Source organism: Streptomyces sodiiphilus (genome assembly GCF_039529215.1).
GTDB lineage: Bacteria > Actinomycetota > Actinomycetes > Streptomycetales > Streptomycetaceae > Streptomyces > Streptomyces sodiiphilus.
The window spans coordinates 128,188-144,454 of record NZ_BAAAMJ010000026.1 but is presented as its reverse complement, the minus strand read 5'-3'; the positions used below and the strand labels follow the sequence as shown (position 1 = coordinate 144,454).

Sequence of the window (16,267 nt, the reverse complement as noted above, 5' to 3'; positions counted from 1 at the left end):
CAGGCCCCGGCCCCGGCCCCGGCCCGTCGGTCAGCTCGGGGCGGGGGCCGCGGACCAGGCGATGCCGTCGAGAATGTCGTGCTCGCTGACCAGAACCTCCCGGGCTCCGGTCCGCCGCATCACCGTCAGCAGCACCAGCGCGCCGGCACCGATCACGTCCACCCGCCCGGGGTGCATGACCGGGATGGCGGCGCGCTCCTCGTGCCGGGCCGCCAGCAGGCGTTCGGTGACCTCCCGCACCTGGTCCAGGCCGATCCGCGCGTGGTGGATGGCCTGCGAGTCGTACCGGTCGAGGCCCAGGGCGATACCGGCCACCGTGGTCACCGACCCGGCCAGGCCGACCAGTGTCCCGGCCCGCTCCAGCGGCACCTGACGTGCCGCGAGGTCCACGGCCGCCTCGATGTCCGCGGTGATGGCGCCGATCTGCTCACCGGAGGGCGGGTCGGCGAGCCGTCCGCCCTCCAGCAGATGCCGCTCGGTCAGCCGGACACAGCCGATGTCGACACTGCGGGCGGCCTCCACCCCGTCCGTCCCCAGCACGAACTCCGTCGACCCGCCGCCGATGTCCAGCACCAGGTAGGGCGGTGCCAGACCGGGGAGGCCCGGCAGTTCCCTGGTGGCCCCGGTGAAGGACAGTCCGGCCTCCTCGTCGCCGGTGATGACCTCCGGCTCCACGCCCAGGATGTCCTTCACCCCGCGCACGAAGTCCTCGCGGTTCTCCGCGTCCCGGGACGCGGAGGTCGCCACGAACCGCAGCCGCCCGTCCGCCACACCGTGGCCGGCCACGACCTCGGCGTACCGCCGGCAGGCCGCGAAGGTGCGTTCCAGCGCCTCCGGGGCGAGGCGGCCCGTACGGTCCACGCCCTGCCCCAGCCGGACGATCTCCATCCGGCGGTCCAGACTCCGCAGCGTCCCGGACTCCGGGTCGAGGTCGGCGACCAGCAGCCGGATGGAGTTGGTGCCGCAGTCCACGGCGGCGACCCGTGTCATGTGTGATTCCCTTCACAAGCGTCCTCGGGCCGGTCCGCCGGGTCGTCCGGACGCACGCACGGCCCCTTGCGCCACCACTCCGGCAGCATCGCCAGGGCCTCGTCCCCCAGCGGATTCACCCCCGGCCCGGCCGCCAGCGCGTGCGCGACCAGGACGTGCAGGCACTTGACCCGGTCCGGCATGCCCCCGGCGCTAGGGAATCCCTCCAGCACCTCGATGGCGTCCCGGCGCGCGATGTAGTCCTCGTGCGCCCGCCGGTAGGCGGCCGCCAGTTCCGGATCGGACGCGAGCCGCTCCGTCATTTCCTTCATCACGCCGTTCGCCTCCAGGGTGCCGATGGCGGAGGCGGCGCGCGGACAGGTCAGGTAGTAGGTGGTGGGGAAGGGCGTGCCGTCCGGCAGCCGGGGAGCGGTCTCCACGACATCGGGGTTGCCGCAGGGGCAGCGGTGCGCGACGGCGCGCGTTCCGCGCGGCGGGCGGCCCAGCTGGAGCCGGACGGCCTCGATGTCCGTGTCGGTCGGCGGGGACGGCTCGATGGGAGGAGGTGGGGTGTGCATCAGTACCAGACGAAGTAGAAGCCGACGGGGAACAGAGGGGCATCACGGCGGGCGGCAGGCGGCGGTCGGAAGGGAACACGGAACGGCGGACGGCGCGCGGCCGGGAGACCCGCACCGCCCGGTGCGGCCCGCGCCGGATCAGCGCCGCCGGTCGGCCCGGTCCACACCATTCCACAGATTGTCGTACCACGGGCGGCCCGCAGCCCCGTGGTCGCGGCGCCCCTGGCCGTCCTCACCGTCCTCGTCCTCCCCCTCCACGGGGGGCATGAGAAAAGCGGTCTCACCGGGGCGCACGAACTGCAGATGCCGGCGTGCCTGCTGTTCGACATAGGCGGGATCCTGCCAGCGGGCCTTCTCGTCCCGCAGCTCCTCCACCCGCTGCCGGGCCTCCTCGGCCTGCCGGCGCTGATCGCCGATCTCGGACCGCTGGGAGACGTACTGGCGCAGCGGATAGGCGAGCGCCACCACCAGCGCACAGACCACCAGGGCCAGCACCGCCGCCCGGCCGGTGAGCCGGCTGCGCCGCGGCGGACGCCGCAGCCGCCGGCTCTGGGCGCGGTAGACGCGGGCCGCGGCCTGCTCACCGAGCACCCTGATCCTGGTCGCCGTGGAGAACCGGTCACGTTCCGCGGCCACATCGCCTCCCTCGCTCCGCCCGCCCGGGCCCCGGGCCCCACGAGAAGGCCCGGTCCGCGGACACCTGTCCCCGGACACCGTACGGGAGGGTGTCCGGGGATACGGGTGACGACGGGCCGTCAGGCAGTGCGGGACCGCGCCCGGCCGCGCGGTGGGCTCAGCCCTGGAACCGCGGGAACGCACTGCGCCCGGCGTACACCGCCGCGTCGTCGAGGATCTCCTCGATGCGCATCAGCTGGTTGTACTTGGCCACCCGCTCGGAGCGGGCCGGGGCACCGGTCTTGATCTGGCCGCAGTTGGTGGCGACCGCAAGGTCCGCGATGGTGACGTCCTCGGTCTCGCCGGAGCGGTGCGACATCATGCACTTGAAGCCGTTGCGCTGAGCAAGCTCGACGGCGTCCAGCGTCTCGGTGAGCGAGCCGATCTGATTGACCTTCACCAGCAGCGCGTTGGCCGAGCCGTTGTCGATGCCGCGCTGCAGCCGCTCGGGGTTGGTCACGAACAGGTCGTCACCGACGATCTGCAGCCGCTCGCCGAGACGGGCGGTCAGGGTCTGCCAGCCCTCCCAGTCCTCCTCGTTCAGCGGGTCCTCGATGGAGACCAGCGGGTAGGCGTCGGCCAGCTCCGCGTAGTAGTCCGTCATCTGCTCGGCGGTGCGCGCCGATCCCTCGAAGGTGTAGACACCGTCGCTGTAGAACTCGGTGGCGGCCACGTCGAGCGCGAGCGCGATGTCCTGGCCGGGGGTGTAGCCGGCCTTCGTGATGGCCTCGACGATCAGGTCCAGCGCCTCGCGGTTGGAGCCCAGGTCGGGGGCGAAGCCGCCCTCGTCGCCCAGGCCGGTGGCCAGACCGCGCTCCTTCAGCACCGACTTGAGCGTGTGGTAGACCTCCGCGCCCCAGCGAACCGCCTCGGAGAAGGACTCCGCGCCGATCGGGGCGATCATGAACTCCTGGATGTCCACGTTGGAGTCCGCGTGCGAGCCGCCGTTGAGGATGTTCATCATCGGGACCGGCAGCAGGTGCGCGTTGGGGCCGCCCAGGTAGCGGAAGAGCGGGAGGTCGCGGGACTCGGACGCGGCGTGGGCCACGGCCAGCGACACGCCCAGGATGGCGTTGGCGCCCAGCGAGGACTTGTCCGGGGTGGCGTCCAGGTCGAACATCGCCTGGTCGATGAGGCGCTGCTCGGTGGCGTCGTACCCGACCAGCTCCGGGCCGATCTGCTCGATGACGGCCAGGACGGCCTTCTCCACGCCCTTGCCGAGGTAACGGGCCTTGTCACCGTCACGCAGTTCCAGGGCCTCGAAGGCACCGGTGGAGGCACCGGAGGGCACCGCGGCGCGGCCGGTGCTGCCGTCGTCGAGGCCGACCTCGACCTCGACCGTGGGGTTGCCTCGCGAGTCGAGGATCTCGCGGGCTACGACGACGTCGATGGACGGCACGAGCATCTCCTTCATAGGGGACGATTGCCGGCCCGGCCGGGCCGGGGAAGCGGTCTTCAGCCCCCTGAGCCTAACCGGCCGGGGGCGCGGAACGTCTCCTCAGCTCGCCCCGTGGACGGCGTCGGCCCGCATTCGCCCTGGTCGGAGCAGATGCCATCTTTTTGTTTACAAGGTGAAGAAAACCCGGTGGAGGGCACCGCGCCGTGGCGCGGGCCCTCCACCGGACGGGTCGCCGTGGCTCAGAGGGAGAGCTTCTGACCGGGGAAGATCAGGTCGGGGTCGCCACCGACCACGGACTTGTTGGCCTCGTACACCTGCTGCCAGGTGGTGCCGTGGGCATCGGCGATCCGGCCCAGGGTGTCGCCGGCCTCGACCACGTACTGCTGGCCGGCCTGACCCGACGGGGCCGGGGCCTGCTGCTTGGGCTGCGCCGGGGCCTGCTGCTGCTCGGGCTGCGCCGGGGCCGCCTGCTGCTGCGGCGCGGCACCGCCCTGACCGCTCCCGGCGTCCACATTGGCGGACGGGCCGCCGGCGGACAGCCCGGCCTTCTGGCCGCAGTGCGGCCAGGCGCCCGGGCCCTGCATGGCGAGCAGCTTCTCGGCGGTGGCGATCTGCTGGCCCTTGGTGGCCAGGTCGGCGCGCGAGGCGTACTGGGTGCCACCCGCGGCCTCCCAGCTGGACTGGGAGAACTGCAGGCCACCGTAGTAGCCATTGCCGGTGTTGATGGACCAGTTGCCGGTGGACTCGCACTGGGCGACGGCGTCCCAGGTCTCCACGGAGGCGGCCTGGGCGCTCTGCGCGCCCACGATCGGAAGTGCGACGACTGCGCCGGTCACTCCGGCCGCGACGGCCACACGGGCCGGCTTGGACGGACGGCGGTGGCGACCCTTGCCCGAAAAGAGCATGACGCTCCTTCTCACCGACGCCTGCGAGGTGAGCTGTCGGGTTCGGGTGTGAGCTACCCGGCCGGACGGAACGTTTCTCCTGCTCCGGCTTCACCCCAAGCCGTTCCGGACAGCGATGCCCGGACCGGCACTTACCTGGGTCCCCCGCTCCTGCCTGCGGTGGTGCACGACGGACTTCCGGGGCCGGCGGCAGGATTCGGCGTTTCGACCCTCGGTGCCCGCATTGGCGGGCAGAGGGACAGTAGGCACACCGCGCCTAACGATTCAAGAACGATGAAGATCACCGACACGCCGCTGCTTGACTGGAACGATCACATGTCTTCGCAGGTCAAGGACTAAACGGACAGTGCGGACCACCCGGACAGTCTCATGGAAGTTCGAGAGGATGGTCACACTTACGCGAGAGGGAAATCCCTCCGGTGGCTCACGGCCTAACGCGCCATGACGTCCAAGTCCAGCTCCTGACCCGGGAGGATATGGTCTGGATTGTCACCGATGACCGATTCGTTCAGCTCATAGAGGGCAGGCCAGCCGCCCGGGACCGCCTGCCGGTCCGCGATCAGGGACAGCGAGTCGCCGGCCCGGACCTCGTAGGCGTCGGCGGCCTGCTCCCGGGACCGGCCACGGTCCGCGTGGCGCCCCGATCCGGCCTCCTGGGCACGCTCGTCCTCCTGCGGGTCCGGCAGGCCACGGTGCTTGCCGCCCGGGGCCTCCTGACCCCGTTCCCCGGCGCCGGCCTCTTCTCCGGCCCACGCCTCCCCCTCGCGCTCCTCGGGGGCCTCGCCCGTCGAGCCGCCGGTCCGGCCGTCCCGCGCGCCGCCGGCTCCGGCGCCGGCGCGCTGCCGGTCCGCCGAGTCTCCGGCCTCGGCCCCCTCCGGCGTCTCCCCGGCGCCGGAGCCGGCCCGCTCCCGGCCGTTCCCCTGGCCACCCTCGTGCCCGGTCGCGCCGGTCCGCTCTCCCGGCTCGCGCCCGGTGCCGTCGGCCTCATCCGCGCCCGGCTCCCGGCTCTCCTTCCCGCCTTCCCCTCCGGCGGCCTTGCGCGATTCCTGCCACAGGCCCGTGGTGACCGCGCAGGTAGGAAAGGCCTGCGGGCCCTGGGCGGCGAGAATGCGCTCGGCCACGGTGATCTGCTGACTGCGGCTGGCGAGGTCGGGGCGCTCGGCGAAGTCCAGACCGCCGAACTCCTCCCACATTCCCAGCGTCAACTGCAGGCCGCCGTAGTACCCGTTGCCGGTGTCGGCGCTCCACACGCCGTCACTTTCGCAGTCGGCGACCAGATCCCAGGTCTCCCCGGTGACCGCCTGGGCGGCACCCGCCCCCAGCAGTGGCATCGCGAGGCCGGCGCCGGTGACGCCTGCTGCGACGACAAAAGCGGGAGCCTGGCGAGGGCGACGGTGACGGCCGTTCCCGGAGAGCATGTGCGGACCTCTCATGCGAACAACGTTGCGGTTGAGGGCAGAACCTAGCCCGTTTCGCGGCCCCATCACAAGTCGGTCCCACCGATATCACGCGGAGATCACACTACTGACTTTGCGTCACCTTCGCCGGGTCGAATTCCACCGGAAGTGACCGGAGTCCACGCATGATCAGACCGCCACGCCACCGCAGATCGCCGGGATCCACCGCAAGCCGGACACCGGGCAATCGCCGCAGCAGCGTGGCAATCGCCGTCTTCCCTTCCAGCCGGGCCAAGGGGGCGCCGAGGCAGTAATGGATTCCGTGCCCGTACCCCAGATGCGGATTGTCCCGCCGCGTCAGATCCAGCCGGTCCGGGTCGGCGAACCGGTCCGGGTCCCGGTCCGCCGACGCCAGCACCACCAGCACCGGGTCCCCCGGCTCGATGCGGCACCCGCCCAGGACCAGCGGCTGGGTCGCGAACCGCCAGGTCGCCAGCTCCACCGGGCCGTCGAACCGCAGCAGCTCCTCCACCGCGGCCGACAGCACACGGTCGTCCCCCGCCTCCAGCGAGCGCTCCAGCAGCTCCCGCTGGGCGGGGTTCCGGAACAGCGCGTGCAGCCCGTTGCCGATGAGATTCACGGTGGTCTCAAAACCGGCAAAAAGGAGAATGAAGGCCATCGCCGCGGCCTCCTCCCCGGTGAGATGCTCACCGTGATCCGAGGCCCGGATCAGGGCGGTGATGAGGTCATCACCCGGATTCTTCCGCTTGCGCTGGATCAGCTCCCCCAGATATCCGCGCATCCGCTTCACCGAGCGCCCCACTCCGCCACGTTTGCCGGAAGTGTGCAGCATCATTCCCGCCCAGTCACGGAAATCGTCCTGATCCTCCGCCGGGACCCCCAGCAGATCGCAGATCGCGTAGATCGGCAGCGGAAAGGCATAGGAATCGATGAGATCCGCCCTCCCCCGCTCCGCGCCCGACTGCCCGGCCAGCATGTCGTCGATCAGCCGGTCGGCGAGCTCCTGCACCCGCGGGGCGAAGGCCGCCACCCCGCGGGGCGTGAACGCCTTGGACACCAGCCGGCGCAGCCGGGTGTGATCCGGCGGGTCGATGTTCAGCAGGTGCGTCATGAGGTTCGCGCCCCGCTCACCCGGGATGCCCACCCGTCCCCGGCCGTGCGCGGCCGCGCTGTGCCGCTCCGGATTCTTGCTCAGCCGCTGGTCCGCCAGCGCCTGGCGGGCGTCCGCGTACCGCGTCACCAGCCACGCCGACACCCCGCTCGGGAGCACCGCCCGGTGCACCGGCGCGTGCTCCCGCAGCCAGGCGTAGGCCGGATAGGGATCGGCGGCGAACTCCCGGCCGAACAGCTCGGGCATCCGCGTCGGGTCTTCTCGCTCCTCCACCCCCCGACGCTAACCCGCGCCCGCCCCCGCCCCTCCCCGCACCTCTGCCCTCCGGTACCCCCGCTTCGGCACCGCCCGCCCGGCCCCCTGCCGGCTCAGCCGCCTGCGGCCGGCCGGCGACTGCCCGCCCTGTCGGGTATCACCGCCGAGACCCGGAAGCCGCCACCCTCCGTGGGGCCCGACACGAAGCCGCCCCCCAGCCCCGTCACCCGCTCCCGCATCCCCACCAGGCCGTTCCCCCCGCTGGGCAGCCCGGCCCCCGACGGCCCGCCGCCACCGCCGGCCGGAGCCTCGTTCTGCACCAGCACGGCCACCTCCCCCTCCCGGCACGCCAGCCGCACCCGCGCCCGGGCCCCCGCCGCGTGCTTGTGCACATTCGTCAGTGCCTCCTGCACCAGCCGGTACGCCGTCTGTTCGACCTGCGGTGCGTAGGCGCGCTCCTCCCCCTCGACCGCCAGCTCCACGGCCATGCCCGCCGCCCGGGACTGCTCCACCAGCCCCGCGACCTGGTCCAGCGACGGCCCCGGCCGCCCCTGCCCGTCCTCCGCCCGCTGCTCCGCTCCGCCAAAGGCCCCGCCGGGCGCCCCCGCGCCGGTGACGCCCGGCCCGGCCGGTGCCGCGGCACCGGCCGGCGACTTCTGGTCCGCCCGCAGGACCCCCAGCATCGTCCGGAGCTCGGTGAGCGCCTGCCGCCCCATGTCACCGACCAGTGCAGCGTTCTCCGCAGCCTTCTCCGGATCCTTGCGGGCAATCGCCTGCAGCGCCGCCGAGTGCACCACCATCAGACTCACCCGGTGCGCCACCACGTCGTGCATCTCCCGGGCGATACGGGTCCGCTCCTCGCTGCGCGCCCACTCCGCGCGCTCCTCGGCGCGCTCCGCCAGCAGCGCCAGTTCCCGCTCCAGGCCGTCCGCCCGGTCCCGCAGCGACTCCACCAGGCGGCGGCGGGCCCGCACGTACATGCCCAGCAGCACCGGGGGCACCACCGCCACCACCCCGAACAGCGCCGCCACGAGGACCGAGAACCACACCGGCATCTCGGGATCGTGGGGGTCCAGGCTCTGGTCCATGAGCAGGTAGGTGACCACCATGGTCCCCACCCCCAGCATCGCCGCGAGAGCCCCGGTGATCCGCCGCGGCGCCTCCGAGGAGGCCAGCGTGTAGAGCCCCACCAGCGCCAGCAGGTTGCCCATCTGAGCAGGCAGTACGGCGATGGCCACGAGAAGTACGGCAAGCGGCCGGCGCCGCCGCACCAGCAGCGTCAGCCCGGCGAGGGCCCCCAGCAGAGCCAGCGGCCCGGAGGGCAGCCCGGTGCGGTCCGCGAACGCAGCCGCCTGCAGCACGCACTCCACCCCCGAGACCAGCGCGAGAGCGCTGTCCAGGACGACGCTGCGCCGACGGGGCCACCACAGCAGACCGGACTCCCGCCCCTTTCCGGCTGCCCCCGCTTCACTCATGGGGACCAGCCTAAGGGCGCGGTCCACCGCTTTTCCGGGGGAGTTCCGGTGGGCTCCCCGGGAACCGCACAACCCCGCGGCCGGTCCGGCACTCCGGGTACCCCGCCCCTCACTCGAACTGGTGAATCGCTGACACTTTCGATCCGCCGGGGGGCTTTCCGGGCCATCCTGCCGTCATGCACACGAACCAGGACTCAGCACCCGCCCGGCGCGGGCCGAACGCCCGGCCGGATCTGCGCGAGACCGCCCGGGAGCTTCGCCGGGCCGGGCACACCTACGACCGGATCGTCGACGAGCTCGGTGTATCGAAGAGCTCCGTCTCGCGCTGGGTCAGAGACCTCCCGGCGCCCGCCCCCTCCCCGAAGCACATGCACCGGATGCGGGAAGCCCGCTGGGCACCGCACCGCCGCCGGCAGACACTCGCCCGGTGGAACACCAAAATGGCGGCGGGCAACGAGATCGGCCGCCTCACGGACCGCGAGCTCTTCCTCGTCGGCGTCGGCCTGTACTGGGCAGAAGGGGCCAAGAGCAAACCCCACCGCCTGCGCGAGGACGTTCACTTCGTCAACAGCGACCCCGGCATGATCGCGGTGTACCTCGCCTGGCTACGGCTGCTCGGCGTCACACCGGATCGTCTCCAGTACCGGGTCATGATCCACGAGTCAGCCGACGTGGCCGGGGCCGAGCGCTACTGGGCCGATGAGGCCGGGGTGCACCCGTCCCGTCTGGACAGGACCACTCTCAAGAGGCACCAGCCGAAGACCCGCAGGAAGAACACGGGAGACAGCTACCGAGGATGTCTCGTCGTGCGTGTCCGCGGAGGCGCGGAACTGTACCGTCGTATCGAAGGCTGGTGGACTGGCATAGTGTTGGGTGTCGGGTCGGGAGTGTGAGCCATCGGCCCACCGTCCCCTGTGGTGTAACCAGGCAGCACACTGAGTTTTGGTCTCATTGGTTCAGGTTCGAATCCTGGCAGGGGAGCACATGACCGGCGTGGATTCGGCTCACGCCGGGCGCAGGCTGCTCAGGCAGAGCTGTTCGTCGGCGCGGAGCTGGTGGACGACCGGATCGTAGAGTCCGCGCTCGGCGGAGAACTCCTGGATCAGGCGCTGGATCTCCGGCAGCGCCCGCGCGTACTGACCGGTGTCGAGCAGCGTGGCCGCGTACTGCTTGCGCAGGCTGCGGACCACCGGCGAGGCGTCCCCGTACCTGGCAGCGGCGGCGGGAAGGGCCCGGCTGAGCAGATCGGCGACCTCCGGGTAGCGCCGCTCGGCGAGAAGTCCCCGGACCTCCTCGAGGACGGCACCGAGATCGGGTGCGGTGGCCCGGCGGGCGGGCCAGGGTGCCATGGGGCGCCGGTAGGGGCGCGTGGGGTCCAGCGGACGCGCGTCGTCGGGCTCGGTGAGGTCGGGCCGGGGCAGCAGCGGGGCGAGGGCGGAGCAGATCCGGCTCGCGTCCGCCGGGCGGTCGGCTGCTTCCCTGGCGAGAAGGCCATGGACGAGGGCGGCGAGCGGCTCGGGCACCTCGGGCCGGAGGCTGCGGACCGGTACGGGCTCCTCGTACCTCTTCCGGTAGAGCAGTCCGGCCGGGTCGGAGGCGGAGAACGGAAGCTCCCCGGTCAGCAGTTCGTAGCCGATGGCGCCGAGCGCGTAGAGGTCCGCGGCGGTACCCACGGGAGAGTCGCCGAGGGACTGCTCGGGTGCCATGTAGAGGGGGGTGCCCAGCAGGGCGCCGGTGCGGGTCAGCCGGGTCTCCTCCCCGCCGCCCCGGACGGCGGCGATGCCGAGGTCGAGGACGGTGACACGGCCGTCCGGCCGGACCATGATGTTGCCCGGTTTCAGGTCGCGATGGATGATGCCGGCGTCGTGGACCGCGGTGAGCACCGAGCCGATCTGGGCGAGCACGGCGGCGGCCCAGGGCCACGGATAGGGCTCGTGCTCGGCCAGGTGGTCGGCGAGGCCGGAGCCCTCGACGAGCTGCATGACGAGATACAGCTCCTCACCCTCCCGCCCGGCGTCGTGGACGGTGACCAGGCCGGGGTGGTCGACGCGGGCGGTGACGCGGCATTCGCGCAGGAAGCGGCGGCGCAGTTCCTCGGGGTCGCTGGTGCCGGAGAGGGACGCCAGCCGGCCCGCGTGCAGGAGTTTGACGGCGACGCGCCGGTCTCCCAGAGCGGTGTCGCGGGCGGCCCAGACCTCGCCCATGCCGCCCTTTCCGAGAGGTTCGGCCAGTTCGTAGCGACCGCCGAGCCGGCGCCCGGTCACCGTCCGCCCTCGTGCTTGCGCAGCAGGTCGCCGAGTTCGTCGAGTTCGGAGGCGACCTGCCGCATCCGCGGGGACGGCGCGGGCGCGGCCGGGCCGGGCGGCGGTGCGGGACTCGCCGCGGCGGGCGAGGCCGGTGTCGCAGCGCTCGGCGGATAGCCGTAGCCGTGCGTCGCGGGGGTGTGTCCGGGAGCTGGAGCGTGTCCGTAGGTGACGGACGGAAGCGTCGGAGCGGAGTACGGGAAGTGTCCGTTGTGCGGGGCAGGAGGCGCGTCGCCCGGGCGCGGGAAGAGGTCGCCGACCACGGCGTGCGTCACGGTGCCGGCCAGGAACAGCAGAACGTAGGCGCCTGCCAGGGCGTTGAGGTTGTCGGCATCGTCCGGCAGCGCCACCAGCAGGACGACGTACAGCACGGTCATGGCCAGGACGGCGCCGAACACCAGCCAGTCCCAGGGGCGTCTGCGCAGGACGGCGAAGCGCAGGGAGGGGACCCAGGCCAGCAGGCCGAGGGACCAGAGCGGGAAGGACGCGAAGAGCAGGCGCACGGTGATGGCCACCGCCCTGCTGCGCGGGCGGTGCCGCTCCACGGGCCGCGCCCCGACCGGCGGGGGTCCGTACACAGCTCCCCCTCCCCCCAGATGGTTCCGTCTTCGAACCGCACCAGGCTAAGGGATGTGAGGAGATCGGGCGCCCTTTGTACGGATCACCGGCTCCGGGAACACACAACACGGTGTTACGAACTCGACACACACAAGCTCTGTTAACTCCATTCACACCCCTATAGTCTGTGGGCCGAACCGGTTCGCGGAGGGCCGGTCCGCCGCCCGGAAGAGGAAGAGACATGATCGACGAACAGCGCGTGCCCGCCGCCGCGGAGGAGACCGCCCAGCAGCCGAGGCCGCGCCGCTTCGGCAGGAAGCGGATGCTGGCCGTCGCCGGAGCGGCCGGGGCAGCCCTCGCCCTCGGCGGGCTGACCGCCTGCGAGACCGACGAGCCGAAGCGGGACACCGGCAGCGCCCAGGACGAGCCCGCGGACGAGAGCGAGGACGGGGACGAGGACACCGACGACGACGCTTCCGGCTCCGAGGAGGGGAAGGGCGAAGAGAAGCCCGTCGACAGCCGCGAGCTGTCGGCCGGGGACACTGCGGTCTGGGAGAGCGGGCTCAAGGTCACCGTCTCGGAACCGGAGGCGTACACGCCCGGCGAATGGGCCATGGGTCACACCGAGGGCAACGACGCCTACACCTTCACCCTCGTCATCGCCAACGAGACGGAGGAGGACGTCGACGCCGACATGCTGCTGATACGGGGCCGCGCAGGGGAGGAAGGCGTGGCCGCCGAGGAGATCTGGGACAGCGAGAACAAGATCGGCCTTGACATGCTCGGCACCACCGTGCGGCCGGGCAAGAAGGCGACCAGCACGATCGCCTTCGGCGTCCCAGCCGGGGCCGGGTTCATCGACCTGGAGATCGAGCCCCTTTTCTACTGGGACGCCAAGCCGGCGTTCTGGAGGATCGACTTCTGAGACCCCTGGCCCGCACCGGCAACTCCGGTGCGGGCCCGGCCTCGCGCGGCGGCGGCTGTCAGGACCCCGGGACGGTGGTCAGGAACTCGCCCGTCCAGGCCAGCAGCTCCCGGCCGGTCAGCGGCTTGCCGCCGATCCGGGCGGTCGTCGGCCGGGGTACGAGAACCTGCCGGGTGCCCGCCTTGACGACCGAACCGGGGTAGACCCGCTTCAGGCGCAGCTCCTGCGACTCCCGCAGCTCCACCGGCGTGAACCGGATCTTGTTCCCCTGGAGGGTGATGTCGGTCACGCCGCAGGAGCGGGCCAGCATCCGCAGCCCCGCCACCAGCAGCAGGTTCTCCACCGGCTCGGGCAGCGGCCCGTAGCGGTCGGCCAGCTCCTCGCGGACCGCGCGGATGTCGTCCTCGGAGTTGGCCGCGGCGATCGCGCGGTAGGCCTGGAGCCGCAGCCGCTCGCCGGGGGCGTAGTCGTGCGGGACGTGCGCGTCCACCGGAAGCTCGATCTTCACCTCCAGCAGCGTCTCCTCCGGCTCGCCGCCGGTCTCCAGCGTCGCCCGGTAGTCCGCCACCGCCTCGCCGACCATCCGCACGTACAGGTCGAAGCCGACGCCGGCGATGTGTCCGGACTGTTCACCGCCCAGCAGGTTTCCGGCTCCGCGGATCTCCAGGTCCTTCATCGCCACGTACATGCCCGCGCCCATCTCGGTGTGCTGGGCGATGGTCGCCAGCCGCTCGTGCGCGGTCTCGGTCAGCGGCTTCTCCGGCGGGTACAGGAAGTAGGCGTAGCCGCGCTCCCGGCCCCGGCCGACCCGGCCGCGCAGCTGGTGCAGCTGGGACAAACCGAAGTTGTCGCCGCGTTCCACGATCAGCGTGTTGGCGTTGGAGATGTCGATGCCGGACTCGACGATCGTGGTGGAGACCAGCACGTCGGACTTCTTCTCCCAGAAGTCGACGACCACCCGCTCCAGCGAGGATTCGCTCATCTGCCCGTGTGCGGTGGCGATGCGCGCCTCGGGCACGATCTGCCGCAGCCGCGCCGCCGCCCGGTCGATGGACTCCACCCGGTTGTGGATGTAAAAGACCTGGCCCTCGCGCAGGAGCTCGCGGCGGATCGCCGCTCCGATCTGCTTCTCGTCGTACGGGCCGACGAACGTCAGCACCGGGTGGCGCTCCTCGGGCGGCGTGGTGATCGTCGACATCTCACGGATGCCGGTGACCGCCATCTCCAGGGTGCGCGGAATGGGCGTGGCCGACATGGTCAGCACGTCCACGTTGGCGCGCAGCTTCTTCAGCTGCTCCTTGTGCTCGACGCCGAACCGCTGCTCCTCGTCGACGATGACCAGGCCCAGCTCCTTGAACCGGGTCTCGGAGGAGAACAGCCGGTGGGTGCCGATCACGATGTCCACCGAGCCGTCCCGCAGCCCGTCCAGCACCGCGCGGGCCTCGGCGTCGGACTGGAAGCGGGACAGTGCCCGGACGTTGACGGGGAACTGCGCGTAGCGCTCGGAGAACGTCCCGAAGTGCTGCTGCACCAGCAGCGTGGTGGGCACCAGAACCGCGACCTGCTTGCCGTCCTGGACCGCCTTGAAGGCCGCCCGGACCGCGATCTCCGTCTTGCCGTAGCCGACGTCGCCGCAGATCAGCCGGTCCATGGGCACGGATTTCTCCATGTCCTCCTTGACCTCGGCGATGGTGGTGAGCTGGTCGGGCGTCTCGGCGTAGGGGAAGGCGTCCTCCAGCTCCCGCTGCCAGGGGGTGTCGGGGCCGAAGGCATGACCCGGCGCCGCCATCCGGGCCGAGTACAGCTTGATCAGGTCGGCGGCGATCTCCTTGACGGCCTTCTTGGCCCGCGCCTTGGTCTTGGTCCAGTCCGCGCCGCCGAGCCGGTGCAGGGACGGCGCCTCGCCGCCCACGTACTTGGTGACCTGGTCGAGCTGGTCGGTGGGCACGAACAGCCGGTCGCCGGGCTGGCCGCGCTTGGCAGGGGCGTATTCGACCAGCAGGTACTCGCGGGTGGCGCCCTGCACGGTGCGCTGCACCATCTCGACGTAGCGGCCCACACCGTGCTGCTCGTGCACGATGTAGTCGCCCGCCTCCAGGGTGAGCGGGTCGAGCGTCTTGCGGCGCCGGGCCGGCATCCGCACGCCGTCCTTGCCGGCCGCCTTCTGCCCGGTCAGGTCGGTCTCGGTGAGCACCGCCAGCCGGCGGCCCTCGTCGAGGAAGCCGTGCTCGACCGACCCGCAGGTGACATGCACGACGGACGGCTCGATCGCGCCGTCCAGGGAGGGGTCGAGGCGGGCCGCGATGCCCTCGCCGCCCAGGACCTCCGCGGTGCGGGCGGCCGGGCCGTGGGCCTCGGTCAGGTAGACCACCCGCCAGCCGTCGGCCAGCCAGCCCTTGGTGTCCGCCAGGGCCCGGGCCGTGTCCCCCCGGTAGCTCTCGGGTGCGCGCATGGCCAGCCGGAGCGTGTCGTCCGCCTCATCGGCCTCCTCGGCCTCGGGCGTCGCGGCGAACTGGCTCACCGACCACCACAGCATGCCCAGCCGCCCGCGGGCGTGCTCCCGCACGTCGGCGAGGGTGCGCAGCGAGGCGGCGCCGACATCGATGGGCGCCTCGCCGCCGCCCGCGGTGGCGGCCCAGGAGGCCTGGAGGAACTCCTGGCTGGTGGCCACCAGGTCGGCGGAGCGGGTCCGCACCCGCTCGGGGTCGCAGACGACCGTCATGCTGCCGGCCGGCAGCACGTCGAGCAGCAGTTCCATGTCGTCGACGAGGACGGGGGCGAGGGACTCCATGCCCTCCACGGCGATGCCCTCGGCGATCTTCCCGAGCAGTTCGCCGAGCTCCGGATGCTCCTCGGCGAGTTCCGCCGCCCGCCGCCGGACGTCGTCGGTGAGCAGCAGCTCGCGGCACGGCGGCGCCCACAGGCCGTGTTCGGCCACCTCCAGCGACCGCTGGTCGGCGACCTTGAAGTACCGGATCTCCTCGATGTCGTCGCCCCAGAACTCCACCCGCAGGGGGTGCTCCTCGGTGGGCGGGAAGACGTCCAGGATGCCGCCGCGCACGGCGAACTCGCCGCGCTTCTCCACCAGCTCCACCCGGGAGTACGCGGCGGCCGCCAGCGCCTCGGTGACCTCCCCGAGGTCGGCGGAACCGCCGGTGCGCAGCGACACGGGCTCCAGCTCGCCCAGCCCCTTGACCTGCGGCTGGAGCACCGAGCGGACCGGGGCGACGACCACCGAGACCGGGCCGGCGCCGGGGTCGTCGGCGCGGGGGTGGGCCAGCCGCCGCAGCACCGCCAGCCGGCGGCCGACGGTGTCCGAACGCGGCGAGAGCCGCTCGTGCGGCAGGGTCTCCCAGGCGGGGAACTCCACCACCCCGTCGGGGGGCAGCAGGGAGCGCAGCGCCCCGGCCAGGTCCTCGGCCTCCCGGCCGGTGGCGGTCACCGCCAGGACCGTCCGCCCGGCGGAGCGGGCCAGCGCGGCCACGGCGAAGGGCCGCGCGGCAGCCGGGCCGACGAGGTCGACGTGGTGGCGGTTGCCGTCGGCGGCGGCCTGTACGGCCTCAGCAAGCGCGGGATCGCGCACGACGGCGTCGAGAAGACCGGTGAGACTCATGAAGAGGTGGAATCCGTCCCGAACAGGTGACAGGGCAACGCGAACACCCCGACACGCGACGCGGCCCGGGTTCCGTTCCAGCG

13 protein-coding genes, 1 tRNA gene and 1 riboswitch are annotated in these 16,267 nt (G+C 72.3%); of the genes, 3 read left to right on the top strand and 11 right to left on the bottom strand.

All coding sequences use genetic code 11. The features are described 5' to 3' along the window. Positions 1 to 30: 30 nt before the first annotated feature. From ABD299_RS12735 to ABD299_RS12700, 8 genes are all read right to left on the bottom strand, one after another. Positions 31 to 990 (bottom strand): Ppx/GppA phosphatase family protein, encoded by a 960-nt coding sequence (locus tag ABD299_RS12735; protein WP_344261634.1) that lies wholly within the window; start codon positions 988 to 990, stop codon positions 31 to 33. Continuing rightward, positions 987 to 1,547, bottom strand: coding sequence for a DUF501 domain-containing protein (locus tag ABD299_RS12730; protein WP_344261632.1), 561 nt, complete (start codon positions 1,545 to 1,547; stop codon positions 987 to 989). The genes ABD299_RS12735 and ABD299_RS12730 overlap by 4 nt, the downstream gene beginning before the upstream one ends. Positions 1,548 to 1,685: 138 nt before the next feature. Then, positions 1,686 to 2,183: an FtsB family cell division protein gene (locus ABD299_RS12725; protein WP_344261630.1), complete on the bottom strand. Its 498-nt coding sequence runs from the start codon at positions 2,181 to 2,183 to the stop codon at positions 1,686 to 1,688. 157 nt (positions 2,184 to 2,340) lie between these two features. After that, positions 2,341 to 3,621 carry a phosphopyruvate hydratase gene (eno, locus tag ABD299_RS12720; protein ID WP_344261628.1) on the bottom strand — a complete coding sequence of 427 codons (1,281 nt, stop codon included), beginning with the start codon at positions 3,619 to 3,621 and terminating at the stop codon, positions 2,341 to 2,343. A 239-nt stretch (positions 3,622 to 3,860) separates the two neighbouring features. Continuing rightward, on the bottom strand, positions 3,861 to 4,526 hold the full coding sequence (locus tag ABD299_RS12715) for a LysM peptidoglycan-binding domain-containing protein (protein ID WP_344261626.1): 666 nt from the start codon (positions 4,524 to 4,526) through the stop codon (positions 3,861 to 3,863). A 3-nt stretch (positions 4,527 to 4,529) separates the two neighbouring features. Then, positions 4,530 to 4,738: riboswitch (cyclic di-AMP (ydaO/yuaA leader) on the bottom strand. 219 nt (positions 4,739 to 4,957) lie between these two features. After that, the gene (locus ABD299_RS12710) at positions 4,958 to 5,959 is read right to left on the bottom strand and encodes a transglycosylase family protein (protein WP_344261624.1); all 1,002 of its coding nucleotides are present in this window, start codon (positions 5,957 to 5,959) and stop codon (positions 4,958 to 4,960) included. Between the two features lie 88 nt (positions 5,960 to 6,047). Further along, on the bottom strand, positions 6,048 to 7,301 hold the full coding sequence (locus tag ABD299_RS12705) for a cytochrome P450 family protein (RefSeq protein ID WP_344261682.1): 1,254 nt from the start codon (positions 7,299 to 7,301) through the stop codon (positions 6,048 to 6,050). 122 nt (positions 7,302 to 7,423) lie between these two features. After that, on the bottom strand, positions 7,424 to 8,785 hold the full coding sequence (locus ABD299_RS12700; RefSeq protein ID WP_344261622.1) for a sensor histidine kinase: 1,362 nt from the start codon (positions 8,783 to 8,785) through the stop codon (positions 7,424 to 7,426). A gap of 176 nt (positions 8,786 to 8,961) precedes the next feature. Between ABD299_RS12700 and ABD299_RS12695 the strand changes: the two genes are divergently transcribed. Beyond that, a complete protein-coding gene (locus ABD299_RS12695) occupies positions 8,962 to 9,678 on the top strand; it encodes a helix-turn-helix domain-containing protein (RefSeq protein ID WP_344261620.1) in 717 nt (238 codons plus the stop codon). Positions 9,679 to 9,693: 15 nt separating this feature from the next. Next, positions 9,694 to 9,766, top strand: a tRNA-Gln gene (locus tag ABD299_RS12690). A gap of 23 nt (positions 9,767 to 9,789) precedes the next feature. Here the strand turns inward: ABD299_RS12690 and ABD299_RS12685 are convergent. After that, a complete protein-coding gene (locus ABD299_RS12685) occupies positions 9,790 to 11,049 on the bottom strand; it encodes a serine/threonine-protein kinase (protein WP_344261618.1) in 1,260 nt (419 codons plus the stop codon). Next, positions 11,046 to 11,666, bottom strand: coding sequence for a hypothetical protein (locus ABD299_RS12680; protein WP_344261616.1), 621 nt, complete (start codon positions 11,664 to 11,666; stop codon positions 11,046 to 11,048). Before ABD299_RS12680 ends, ABD299_RS12685 begins: the two co-directional genes overlap by 4 nt. Before the next feature lie 221 nt (positions 11,667 to 11,887). On the opposite strand from ABD299_RS12680, the gene ABD299_RS12675 reads away from it, so the two are divergent. Then, positions 11,888 to 12,571, top strand: a complete 684-nt coding sequence (locus ABD299_RS12675; RefSeq protein WP_344261614.1) for a hypothetical protein — start codon at positions 11,888 to 11,890, stop codon at positions 12,569 to 12,571. Positions 12,572 to 12,629: 58 nt separating this feature from the next. On the opposite strand, the gene mfd is transcribed toward ABD299_RS12675, so the two are convergent. Beyond that, positions 12,630 to 16,184, bottom strand: a complete 3,555-nt coding sequence (mfd, locus tag ABD299_RS12670) for a transcription-repair coupling factor (RefSeq protein WP_344261612.1) — start codon at positions 16,182 to 16,184, stop codon at positions 12,630 to 12,632. Positions 16,185 to 16,267: the final 83 nt, after the last annotated feature.

Coding starts and splice junctions, on each gene's coding strand:
- ABD299_RS12735 (WP_344261634.1), bottom strand. CDS start 990: ATGACACGGGTCGCCGCCGTGGACTGCGGCACCAACTCCATCCGGCTG.
- ABD299_RS12730 (WP_344261632.1), bottom strand. CDS start 1,547: ATGCACACCCCACCTCCTCCCATCGAGCCGTCCCCGCCGACCGACACG.
- ABD299_RS12715 (WP_344261626.1), bottom strand. CDS start 4,526: ATGCTCTTTTCGGGCAAGGGTCGCCACCGCCGTCCGTCCAAGCCGGCC.
- ABD299_RS12710 (WP_344261624.1), bottom strand. CDS start 5,959: ATGAGAGGTCCGCACATGCTCTCCGGGAACGGCCGTCACCGTCGCCCT.
- ABD299_RS12705 (WP_344261682.1), bottom strand. CDS start 7,301: ATGCCCGAGCTGTTCGGCCGGGAGTTCGCCGCCGATCCCTATCCGGCC.
- ABD299_RS12700 (WP_344261622.1), bottom strand. CDS start 8,785: ATGAGTGAAGCGGGGGCAGCCGGAAAGGGGCGGGAGTCCGGTCTGCTG.
- ABD299_RS12695 (WP_344261620.1), top strand. CDS start 8,962: ATGCACACGAACCAGGACTCAGCACCCGCCCGGCGCGGGCCGAACGCC.
- ABD299_RS12675 (WP_344261614.1), top strand. CDS start 11,888: ATGATCGACGAACAGCGCGTGCCCGCCGCCGCGGAGGAGACCGCCCAG.
- mfd (WP_344261612.1), bottom strand. CDS start 16,184: ATGAGTCTCACCGGTCTTCTCGACGCCGTCGTGCGCGATCCCGCGCTT.